General features: G+C 41.0%; 12 protein-coding genes. 6 read left to right on the plus strand and 6 right to left on the minus strand.

Going from position 1 to position 11,430, the window contains the following annotated elements; translation table 11 throughout:
• Positions 1 to 68: 68 nt before the first annotated feature.
• Positions 69 to 1,649: a murein biosynthesis integral membrane protein MurJ gene (murJ, locus tag CWC28_RS13015; RefSeq protein WP_267894572.1), complete on the minus strand. Its 1,581-nt coding sequence runs from the start codon at positions 1,647 to 1,649 to the stop codon at positions 69 to 71.
• Between the two features lie 243 nt (positions 1,650 to 1,892).
• On the opposite strand from murJ, the gene rpsT reads away from it, so the two are divergent.
• The gene (rpsT, locus tag CWC28_RS13020) at positions 1,893 to 2,153 is read left to right on the plus strand and encodes a 30S ribosomal protein S20 (RefSeq protein ID WP_036967030.1); all 261 of its coding nucleotides are present in this window, start codon (positions 1,893 to 1,895) and stop codon (positions 2,151 to 2,153) included.
• 99 nt (positions 2,154 to 2,252) lie between these two features.
• Here the strand turns inward: rpsT and CWC28_RS13025 are convergent, their stop codons facing one another.
• Entirely contained in the window at positions 2,253 to 2,636 is a 384-nt protein-coding gene (locus tag CWC28_RS13025; protein ID WP_054561914.1) for a response regulator, read from the minus strand.
• Between the two features lie 151 nt (positions 2,637 to 2,787).
• Between CWC28_RS13025 and CWC28_RS13030 the strand changes: the two genes are divergently transcribed.
• The 3 genes from CWC28_RS13030 (at position 2,788) to smrA (ending at position 4,570) form a co-directional block, all read left to right on the plus strand.
• Positions 2,788 to 3,231: a hypothetical protein gene (locus CWC28_RS13030; protein WP_063700200.1), complete on the plus strand. Its 444-nt coding sequence runs from the start codon at positions 2,788 to 2,790 to the stop codon at positions 3,229 to 3,231.
• 100 nt (positions 3,232 to 3,331) lie between these two features.
• On the plus strand, positions 3,332 to 3,577 hold the full coding sequence (locus CWC28_RS13035) for a hypothetical protein (RefSeq protein WP_054551958.1): 246 nt from the start codon (positions 3,332 to 3,334) through the stop codon (positions 3,575 to 3,577).
• A gap of 411 nt (positions 3,578 to 3,988) precedes the next feature.
• Positions 3,989 to 4,570, plus strand: coding sequence for a DNA endonuclease SmrA (gene smrA / locus CWC28_RS13040; protein ID WP_063700202.1), 582 nt, complete (start codon positions 3,989 to 3,991; stop codon positions 4,568 to 4,570).
• Between the two features lie 62 nt (positions 4,571 to 4,632).
• Here smrA and CWC28_RS22660 read toward each other — a convergent pair whose 3' ends face one another.
• On the minus strand, positions 4,633 to 4,767 hold the full coding sequence (locus CWC28_RS22660; protein WP_267894573.1) for a hypothetical protein: 135 nt from the start codon (positions 4,765 to 4,767) through the stop codon (positions 4,633 to 4,635).
• Positions 4,768 to 4,864: 97 nt separating this feature from the next.
• Positions 4,865 to 5,785, minus strand: coding sequence for a 2-hydroxyacid dehydrogenase (locus CWC28_RS13045; RefSeq protein WP_063700204.1), 921 nt, complete (start codon positions 5,783 to 5,785; stop codon positions 4,865 to 4,867).
• A gap of 123 nt (positions 5,786 to 5,908) precedes the next feature.
• On the opposite strand from CWC28_RS13045, the gene olsF reads away from it, so the two are divergent.
• Entirely contained in the window at positions 5,909 to 7,627 is a 1,719-nt protein-coding gene (gene olsF, locus CWC28_RS13050) for a bifunctional ornithine lipid synthase OlsF (RefSeq protein ID WP_063700207.1), read from the plus strand.
• Between the two features lie 55 nt (positions 7,628 to 7,682).
• Here olsF and dapE read toward each other — a convergent pair whose 3' ends face one another.
• Together dapE and CWC28_RS13060 are read right to left on the minus strand one after the other, a co-directional pair.
• Positions 7,683 to 8,861 carry a succinyl-diaminopimelate desuccinylase gene (dapE, locus tag CWC28_RS13055; protein ID WP_138625247.1) on the minus strand — a complete coding sequence of 393 codons (1,179 nt, stop codon included), beginning with the start codon at positions 8,859 to 8,861 and terminating at the stop codon, positions 7,683 to 7,685.
• Positions 8,862 to 8,931: 70 nt separating this feature from the next.
• A complete protein-coding gene (locus CWC28_RS13060; RefSeq protein WP_105174646.1) occupies positions 8,932 to 10,350 on the minus strand; it encodes an MATE family efflux transporter in 1,419 nt (472 codons plus the stop codon).
• Between the two features lie 234 nt (positions 10,351 to 10,584).
• On the opposite strand from CWC28_RS13060, the gene CWC28_RS13065 reads away from it, so the two are divergent.
• On the plus strand, positions 10,585 to 11,238 hold the full coding sequence (locus tag CWC28_RS13065) for an OmpW/AlkL family protein (RefSeq protein WP_105174647.1): 654 nt from the start codon (positions 10,585 to 10,587) through the stop codon (positions 11,236 to 11,238).
• Positions 11,239 to 11,430: the final 192 nt, after the last annotated feature.

Raw genomic sequence — 11,430 nt, forward strand, 5'->3', positions numbered from 1 at the left:
CTTTTTGCCTTTATCAGCGAGCCCAAAACATTGATATCGGGCTTGAAGCGCCGATTATAATCTTTTTTTTAGTTTGATTCAGTAGTTGCAACACTTTTTATCGTATTTAGTCGCACACCTAAAATGAACAAGGCTACAAAGTACACAAAAGCAGCAAGTGCCAATAACCCCGTCAATAGCACTACCTGCTCACTAAAGTGCCATGTTTTCCACGCAAATTGCTGGCCAACATACCACACTGAAGCAGCCATTAATAAACTTGAAAACAAACACTTAAAGGTAAAGCTAAGGCTCATCGCAGAAAACTGATAGACGCCATCTTTACGTAATTGATGATACAACAAATAGGCATTACAACTGGCCGACATCGCGGTTGCTAACGCTAACCCCAAATAGCCAATAAAGGGGGCCAACATAATGTTAAACACCATATTTAACACCAGTGTTTTAATACCTATTTTTACAGGGGTTTTAGTATCTTGACGTGAATAAAAACCCGGTGCTAACACCTTGATTAGCATAAAGCTAACCAATCCTACCGAGTAGGCCATCACTCCATAACTAACCGCTTTTACATGATCAACTTCACCATCCTGAAACGCGCCATGGTCAAATAAAACCGTAATAATGAGCGGGCTAATCACCATTAAACCAAACATGGCAGGCAAGCCTAAGAAAATAACAAAGCGCACACCCCAATCAAGGGTTAGCTGGAAATCTTTTGTGCTATTAGTGCTATGTAACTTAGATAATGCGGGCAAAATGACTGTCGCGATACCAATACCAAATAAGCCAAGAGGAAACTCAATTAAACGGTCTGAGTAGTAAAGCCACGCGATAGAGCCGGTCATCAACATCGAGGCAATCATGGTGTCGAGTAACAAGTTTATTTGGCTTATCGAAACACCAAACAAGGCAGGTAGCATGAGCTTTCGAACTTTCTTAACGTTTTCATCTTGCCAGCCCCATTTAGGGCGGCTCAACATACGGGCACGGTACAAAAATGGCAACTGAAACAGTAACTGTACTAAGCCCCCCACAAACACGCCAATGGCAAGTGCGTATGCCCCTACCGAAAATTTATCGTGTAGAAAAACAGCACACGTGATAATTGATACATTCAACAGCACAGGCGTAAATGCAGCCACAGCAAAGCGATTATAGACGTTCATAACCGCACCGCTCAGGGCAACCAGACTCACAAAAAACAAATAAGGGAAAGTCAGCTTTAGCAGCGCACTGGCCAGTACGAACTTTTCGGCATTTTCGCCTCCTTGCCACCAATCGATAAACCAACCGGTACCAAATAATGCTGCGATGACTGGAGAGGCAACCACCCCAAACAGGGTGACAATCAATAAAATGGTGCCTAAGGTGCCGGCTGCTTGAGCCACAAACAACCTCACCTTATCGTCACCTTGTTGCTCTTTTATCTCAGATAAAACCGGTACAAAAGCTTGAGCAAAAGCTCCTTCAGCAAACAAACGTCTTAAAAAGTTAGGAATTCGATTGGCAAATAAAAACACATCGGCTGCGGCACTGGCCCCAAGCAGATTAGCCACAACAGCATCTCGTACTAACCCTAAAACACGTGAAATCATTGTCATTGCACTAACAATCATTCCAGAACGAAATAATCCTTTTGCCACCTTAAACCCATTATCAAAAAACCTTTAAGATGGGCGATTATGCCTAAAATATCTTTAAAGCACTAGGCTCGAACCCGACCCTTTGTTACAATGGCGATATTAACTGCTAAAGCGGCAAATTGATGTTCGTTATAAGGAGCAGTTTTTCTTGAGATGTCAAATTTTCGTTGACATTCATGATAAAAACAGGCATATTCCACGGCCTTTAAATTAAGCTTATTTTAAGATTGTTAGGAGCAAACCTTGGCTAACATCAAGTCTGCAAAAAAACGCGCTATTACGAGCGAAAAAAATCGTCAACATAACGCAAGCCGTCGTTCAATGATGCGCACTTACTTCAAAAAAGTAGTTGCTGCAATTGAAGCGGGCGACAAAGAAGCTGCACAAGCAGCATTCGCTGTTGCAACACCTATCCTAGACCGTTACGCAACTAAAGGTCTTATCCACAAGAACAAAGCAGCTCGTCATAAGAGCCGTTTAGCAGCTAAAATCAAAGCGCTATAATTTGTTTTTGATGAATATAAAAAAACCGGCTTATGCCGGTTTTTTTTTATCTGTAATTTAACAAGGCACGTTTTCACTATGCCTCATTAAACCAGTTAGCTAGACAATTTCGAGTTCTGGGTAAAACTTTTTCAGCATGGCGGCAATTTTCTTAGGTGTGAAAGGTTTTACTACAAACCCTTTAGCGCCCTTCTCAATCGCTTCTTTAACGTTTTCGACCGTTGAATGAGCCGAAACCATCACAACATTCGCTTCAGGCGAAATTTCGTTGATTTGCGAGATAATCTCTTTGCCGTCACCATCGGGTAATTCAATATCTAAGAAGATAATATTGAACTCTTTTTCTTTACATGCGCTTAAACACTGCGCGGCCGTAGAAGCCTCACGCACATTATCGATACCTAGGTGCATCAATGTTTGATTTAAAAAACTGCGAACTGTGCCTACGTCGTCCACAATAAGAATTGAAAGCTGCGTATCCATACTATTCCTCTTAAACTATGAAGATAAACACTCATTGCACTGAAGAGTGTAACGCATTTAAGCTATAAGTGATTTGAATTTGACTATTATATCAAAAACTTCGTTATAATCTCATTATAGAGACCTATGTTTAAAAGGCCAGATAAGCTTTATGTCTAACAAAATAAAAAAACAATCTTTACTTGGTAAAGCACCTGCACGAAAGAAACCAACGCAAGCAAAACGCCAAAGACCCTTAAATCAACAACAAGCGCGCGCACAAGCTGGGCAACAAGCCGCACCTGAAGTCGAACTTAAAAAAAGCAAAACACGTTGGTATACACTTGCCGCGGTTGTATTAATTCTACTAATTACGCCAAAGCCCGTGCTAATCACTTATGAAAAGCTTGGCATGGTCTCACAAAGTGTATTTTGGCCTGGCGTATTTGGCTATGGTGCAAACTTATTTGATTCAACCCTGAGCCCCCGCGCAGACCTTAGCCGCAACGTTATTTACCTATGCCAAGATAAGCGTAACCCAGACACCTGTCAGAAGTATCGTGTGACAGAACAAAGTGGATTTTTTGCTGCCATGAAAAAACTAATAATGGATTAAAAAATCTAATCCGAAAATTAAAAATTACTTGGTTGAAAGCTGTGTAAAAGATCACCATAATGGCGCTCCTTTTTCAACACAGACACGATCAGATACGACCATGCTAAACGAGCTAGATTGGCTTTTAAACTTAACGTTACTTGCACTAGGATTAGGTGCATTTTTTATTAACCAGCTTACATTACTGCGTTTTGCGGCGATTAGCGCGTGTAGTTTATTATTTTTATCGTTTAGTTTAGATCTCATGTCATCGAGCGTTATCTCAAATATGAGCTTGGTGTTGATCAATACATTTTATTTATTCAAGGTCTACACATTTGGCCAGTTGAATATCAATCAAGGTTAATCTTCTCCTAAGATAAATTGATAGAATAGGCTATCCCATCTATCAGCTTTTATGCCCGAGCAGCCCTCTGCTTGGGCTTTTTTTTACTTACAAAATAATTGAACTGAGATACCATAAACGGCGTATATATACCCAAGCCACCTCAAGATGCAGAATTCAGCGTTTCACAGGTGCTTAATATCAAGGCGTTACTTTGCAAGAATGGTAGTCCCTTTTAAGAAGTAACAACGATGAGAGTGAGTGCCTGTGAAACGCCCGGAGGGTTGGTTTAAAAGGGATTTATACTGCGTTATTGATTTTAACAATAGAACCACTATTATTTGCAATCAATGCCTTGCCTAAATCGCTTTTAATTCCAACTGAAACTCGCACCTTGAGATGGTTTGGGTATAGAAAATTTTGGGGTACATTATGTCATTAAACGACTTCGACTTATTTCTTTCATCAATGGAAGACGTAAAACCTCTCAAACATGACACTGTTCAATTTGATTCTACAAAACTAGGCCCTTCTTTAGCTCAGCAAGAAAAACGCAAAGCAGCTGAGTGTGATTTAGCAATTGACGAGAATTATTTACGCAGTGAATTCGTTGAGCTATTAGATCCCCATGCAATACTGGCATTCAAAAAAGATGGCGTACAAGGCCAAGTATACAAAAACCTTCGTTTAGCTAAGTATCAACTCGATGCCACACTTGATTTGCATGGCCAACCTCTCAATCGAGCTCGCAGTACGTTATTTAATTTTATAGATGACTGCCACAAACGAAATATTCGTGTCGTGCTTATTCGTCATGGGATTGGCATCAAAAACAAATCTCAACCGGGCATATTAAAGAGCTACACCAATAAGTGGCTGCAAGAAATTCCAGCGGTTTTAGCCTTTCATAGCGCCCTTAAGCATCATGGTGGTAGCGGTGCAACGTATGTGATGATTAAAAAGTCAGACGAGAAGAAACACGAGAACAGAGAAATCCATTCAAAAAGAAGTTAAGAGAATAAAGGATTAAAGTGCAGCATCAATACATGCTGCACATACTAATTGTGATTGGTTGGTTATGATTGGCTAACTTCAATAACCTGAGCTGGCTGATCTGATGCATTCGCTTGATTAAACCATGCTGAAACACCAAGAACAATTACTGACACTACGACTAGACTAAATTTAGCTCCACCTTGATTAGATTTCATAACGCCTCTTTTTTATTATTGTTTTTTTATTGAGCAACAACAGCATAGCAAAGTTACAGATGTTAACAAGGTGTATATTAAACTAATTTGTAATGTGTCAATAACCTTTTGTTCTATCAACCTGATTTATTAGACTTTCACCTTCAATTAACCTTTTGACATTACCCGCGATTTGCAGCGTCACAGTCTCTAAATCTGACAATGCAGCACAGTGAGGTGTTAAGGTCACCTTTTCATGAAACCAATAAGGATGCACCTTAGGTAAAGGCTCTTCGCTGAACACATCAAGGGTAGCGCCACGTAATTGCTCACTATCAAGTGCCTCGAGCAAATCTTCATCGACAACATGCTTGCCTCTGGCAACATTAATAAGCACCGCATGATTTTGCAATTTACTTAGCAGTGATTTGTTAATGATACCCTGAGTGTGTTGGTTAAGTGGCAACAAGCACACGAGATAATCAATTTGACCAAGCATGTCATCTAATCCCTGCTGTGTATAATAGGTATTTACTTCAGCGTCGTGTTTTTCACTTTTAGACCAAGCACTCACTTTAAAGCCATTCGCGAGTAAACGCTTTGCACAGGCTTTACCTAGTTCGCCATAACCTAAGATACCCACATGTTGATGTGAATACGCTCGCTTTGGCTTCCACATGCAGGCTGATTGTTTTAAATAATATTCTTTAAGTCTAAGCTTGTGTGCTAATACATGGCTCAACACATACTCTGCCATATCATTAGCAAGGTTATCATCAACAATTCTAACAACGGGAACATGCGCTGCTACCTTCGTTAAGTCGATGCTATCAACGCCTGCACCAAATGAAGAAACCGCTTTTAAATTTACCAACTTAGGCCATAAATCAGCGGGGGCATTCCAAGCAAGTACAAACTCAACAGCTTCATAATCAGTGCACTCAGACCAAAGCTGCACGTCAACCTCTGGTAGTAACGCTTGTAATCGAGCAATTAATTGGCTGCAATCTCGACCTGTTACAGCTACAAGTAAAATCATTGTCTTCTCCATTTTGCCTCGTACTCGAAGCGCTCTTTAAAAAGTCACACAACTGCAACCTAACTGTCACAGCGAACTCTTACCCTAACCTCATCGCTGAATGCGTTTATGTTTGAGGTTTGTATGATCAGTGTTGATAAAGTAATAGAAGCAAATTTACCACAGTTAGAAAATTCACCAAAAGTAAAAGGCTTAGTAAAGAAAGGCCTGGGTTATTTATTACATGAGCAAGAGTTTGTTGCCTTTGGTGATGCATACCCACACTTACAAGGACTTGAATTTGTAGAGCAAGTACTTGATGAGCTTGACTTTGACACGCGCTACAAGCCAAAGCAAATGGAACATATTCCTAGTGAAGGCAATATCGTCATCGTGGCTAACCACCCTATTGGTTCACTCGATGCATTAGCGCTGATAAAAGTATTATCAAGTGTGCGCCCTGATTTAAAAGTCGTTGCAAACCGCATGCTGATGTCTATCACTCCCATGCACTCGTTACTCCTTCCCGTAGATAACCTATCAGGAACGAGTAAAAAGAAAGAGCTGGCTAATATCCAACAGCACTTAAAATCAGACGGTGCGTTATTAATTTTCCCAGCAGGTGAGGTATCGCGCTTAAGTCCAACGGGAATTAAAGACTGTAAATGGAACAGTGGCTTTTTACGTATGGCAAAAAAAGCCAACGCACCTATTTTGCCTATTTACATCAAAGCGAAAAACAGCCCGTTATTTTACGGCACCTCAATGATCTATAAACCATTAGCCAGTTTGCTATTAGTCAAAGAGATGTTTAAACAACGACAAAAATCATTAGAGTTTGAAATTGGCGCATCTATCCCACCTGAGTCATATTTAATCGAGAATTTAAAAGATAAAGAGATAGCTCAGCTGATAAGAAAACAGTTGTATCGACTTATCACTAAAAAACCTCTGCCGTTAAAAACGCAAACTCCCATTGCTAGCCCAGAAGCAACGAAAGACCTTAAAAAAGCCATTGAAGAGTGTGAATTATTAGGTGAAACCTCTGATGGTATGAAAATTTACTTATACCAATACTGTGGTAGCTCACCGATTTTCCGTGAGCTAGGACGACTTCGTGAAATTGCGTTTCGTGCAGTCGGTGAAGGCAGTGGTAAACGCCGTGATATAGATAAATACGACATGGATTATCAACACCTTGTACTTTGGGATGCTAAACAACTTGAACTAGTTGGCGCATACCGACTTGCCTGCGCACAAGACATTATAAAAAAACATGGCCGCAAAGGTTTATACACCGATAGCCTATTTAGCTACAGCGATGCTATGACGCCGTATTTTGAAAAAGGCATTGAGCTTGGTCGCAGCTTCGTGCAACCCAAATACTGGGGTAGAAAAAGCCTAGATTATTTATGGTTTGGCATCGGCGCATTTGTGAACCGATACCCGCAATACCGCTATTTGTTTGGCGCAGTCAGCGTGTCTAACGCACTCCCTGAGCAAGCAAAATCACTCCTCGTTCATTATTACCAACATTATTATGGTGCTAAACAAGTGTTAGCTATCCCCAATAATGAATATCGCCATACCGAATCACAAAAAGAACAATGTGCTCAGTTATTTGCTGGGGATGACATTAAAGAAGACTTTGTTGAACTTAAGCATGTACTTGCCAATATTGGCGCGCAAGTCCCTACCTTATTCAAACAATACACGGAGCTTTGCGAACCTGGTGGCGTACAGTTTTTAAGTTTTAGCATCGACCCTGAGTTTAATAACTGCATTGATGGATTAGTGCTTGTCGACTTAGATAAAGTAAAAGCGAGTAAGGCCAAACGGTACTTAGGACAGGCACGAGAATAGTCGTTATAAAATAACTAAAAGGAAAAAGTCGGCATATTCGCCGACTTTTTCATTTTTAACTAAATATATTTCTAAGCGCAGCTGAATATATTTGCTCAATGGTGATTAAGTCTGCGATTGGGACATGCTCATTAACTTGATGAATGGTATGGTTTCTCACGCCACATTCAATCACCTGAGTATGCTCATTAGCAAAAAAGCGGCCATCAGATGTGCCACCACTAGTACTAAGCATCGGAAAGCTGCCAGTGATTTCATGCACGGCTTGTTCAAGCTGCTGCAACAAGCAATTGCTGGCTTGATGCAAGGTATAAAATGATTCGCACGGGCGCTCCCAAACAAGCGTTAGCTGGGATGCTAAATCTGCCAACGCAAACTGAATTTCTTCTTTAACGTCTTTACTTTTGTAGCCATGACTATAACGCACGTTAAACGTTAGCTCACACTGAGCAGGAACAAGATTATCCACCACATTGGCTATATTAATGCCAGTTACTTGTAGTGTTGTTGCCGAACCGGCTTCATCTTTGTGCCAGCTAATTGCCGTTAAGCGCTTTACAACCTCTGCACTTAAATGTGCTGCGTTTATGGTGTTTTCAGGATAAGCAACATGCCCAGCTTTACCTTGAATAGATAATCGAGCCGACAACGCCCCCCGTCTGCCATTTTTAATGGTATCACCCACATGCAAATGACTCGTCGGTTCGCCAACTAGGCAACCATCAAGCACAACACCTTGTTTAGCTAGACGCTCAGCAATCAATAAGGAGCCGTATTCAGCCTCACCTTCTTCATCTGAGGTAATTAACCAGTAGAATGTGCCGCGTTTATTGCTCTTTTGCGCTAAAAAACGCTTTGTTGCGCAAAGCATAGCAGCAACACCGCCTTTCATATCTGCTGCGCCACGGCCATAGACACTGCCATCGACTATCTCGCCACTAAAAGGATCAACTCGCCAATCACCCTGCGCAGCGGGTACCACATCAATATGACCAGAAAAAGAAACGATAGGGCCTTCACCAAAGGTGATTTTAGCAATTAAATTAGTAACATGATTAAAGCTAAATACCTCACAATCAAAGCCGAGCTGGCTTAAATTACTTTCAAGCCAATCAATTGCCCCCGCTTGAGCAGGTGTGACCGATTTAAATCGGAGCAAGGTTTGTAATGTTTCAACCACCTCAGATTGCACCGACAGGTGCGTTGCTAACTCTGCATTTGATATCAAACTCATAATAACCCTAGTCAGTTAGAAAGCTTGGGTTATTACAACGAGAGTTTATGACCGCAGTGTGAAACTTAAATTAATGATTTCCTTCTTCAATGAGGGTTTCTTGGGTCACCTTGGCTATGTCTTTATCTTCTTTGGTTAATTGTGTTCGTTGCCAACGACCTGCTGCGAACCAAAGATAAGTAATGATTGCCACAAGTACATTGGTGATAGCAAAGGAATACCATATGCCCTGTGGTCCCAGTGAAGTATGCTTAGACAAAATATACGCGGCAGGAAATTGAATAACACATTGCGAAAGCAGTGACACAACCATCGCATTTAGCATGTTTCCTGAAGCCCTAAATGCAGCGACTACGCAAAGCTGCACGCCTATTCCGCCCCAAGTTAAGCACATGACGCGAATAAACTCTGCGCCACCAGCAATAACAAACTCATCATCAGGAATGAAAAAAGCCACCAAGTATTCAGCAAACAAATAAGCAATCACGCCCACTGATGTCAGGCCTAGTAACCCCCAAAGCGAGGCTAAGCGTGTTATTTGTGCCGCACGCTGCGGGTTTCCTGCTCCCATGTTTTGACCCACCAAGGTCGAAACAGCCATTGAAAGGCCCATTGCAGGGATCATCACCATTTGCAAAATATTAGAGCCAACACCATAAGAAGCAATGGTGTGCGTACCAAAGCTGGCAACCAAAAACGACATTATGATTAAACCAAATGCTCTCGCTGAAAGCTCAACCGAGCCTGGTGCCCCTAAAAAGAAGGCTTGCTTCATATATTGCCAGTCAGGTTTAAAGCTTGAGAGTTTAAGTTGAATTCCATGACGCCCCCGCAAAAATACCCAGACACCGATAACAGCCGCTAAGCTTTGCGTGATAAGTGTGGCTAATGCAGCGCCCATTACGCCAAAACCAGAGAAATCACCAAACCCAAAAATCAGTAATGGGTCGAGCACAAAATTGAGTAATACAGTACCGCTTACTATATACAGTGGCACCTTGGTTTGCCCGATACCACGCATTAAGGCTTGGAACATGGCATAAATAAACACAAACACAACACCAATAAAGGATACATGCATAAATTTAAGGGCATCACCAAACACTTGCTCTTCAACGCCTAACAAAGTCAAAAAGTATGGCGATAGCACATAACCTGCTAAACCAAGCATCGAAGCCGTAAGCGTCACCATTAACATGGTTTGCGCAGCAACATGATTAACCTTATCTTGCTGGCCAGCTCCCATGTACTGAGCAGATAAAATAGCCCCCGCCATCGCTAAACCTGAACCAATTGCAATCACTAAAAAAGTAACAGGCATACTGACAGAAACGGCAGCTACTTGCTCCGCCCCTAAGCGCCCTACCCAAAATGCATCTGTTAATTGATAAGCAGACTGCAAAATATTGATTAAGATGATCGGGATACCTAATTTAAGTAACGCTTTTGAAATCGAGCCATGAAGAAATAAATGCTGAGGATCAGCCATGAAAAACACCTAATAAGCAAACAACACCCTTAGTTTAACAGCCGTAGCTGAATATAGAGTCAATAACAGTCAATCTTTTTTTCGCCGTACCTGTTTAAAAACTTAATCTAAATCAATAAATGACTTCACTGTGTTCAAACATTTTTGAAACTTTGATCTAGAACAGGTTTTGTCCGCTGCAACTTGGTAATAATAGCCTCAACCAAATCAGACAAGTAGTTCGCGGAGAACAACATGAAAACTAAATTAAGCATTGCATTACTTACTTCACTATTAGCACTCTCTCCTGTTGCAAACGCAAACTTAAGCGTGAACGTAGGTGCAATTAATGTAAACCCTGATAACGACAGCTCAAAAATCAATGAAGCGCCAACGTTAGGCCTACGTGCGGATGATGATACTCAGCTAGGTATTACTGTAGATTACGCGCTTGATGACAACTGGGTAATTGAATTAGTAGCAGCAACACCATTTAGTCATGATGTTCAAGGCGCAGGTGGTTTAGCTGGTAACAAAATCGCGACTATCAAGCATTTACCACCAACACTTTTAGCGCAATACCACTTTTTAGACTCAACGTATAAGTTCCGTCCATTTGTGGGTGTAGGTCTTAACTATACAACTTTCTTTGATGAGCAACCTTCTGCGGCTTTAAAAGCAACACTAGGTACTGACGATGTAGAAGTTAAACTAGATGACTCTTTCGGCATTGCAGCTCAAGCAGGTTTTAACTACATGATGAGTGAAAACTGGGGTCTGCATGGCATGGTTTCACTTATTGATATCGAAACTGACGCAACTGTTTATGCAGACGGTGCAAAAGCGCTAACTTCAACAGTAAAAATTGACCCAGTTGTTGCTATGTTCGGTGTGAAATACAAATTCTAACTTTCATTTTGTGAAAGCCCATACGCACAAAAAGGCCATTTATTGGCCTTTTTTATTTTCGCTCGCTTCCTAGTACCAAATTGCTATTTATCTAAATTCTAAGACAAATTCCTCCAACCAATAAAATTGAACTACACTTACTTACTAAGCTACACCTTTATTATTGGTTATTAAGTCGCCAGTATAAAATAT

Origin of the sequence: Pseudoalteromonas sp. S4492, from assembly GCF_005886115.1 — a bacterium.
GTDB lineage: Bacteria > Pseudomonadota > Gammaproteobacteria > Enterobacterales > Alteromonadaceae > Pseudoalteromonas > Pseudoalteromonas gelatinilytica.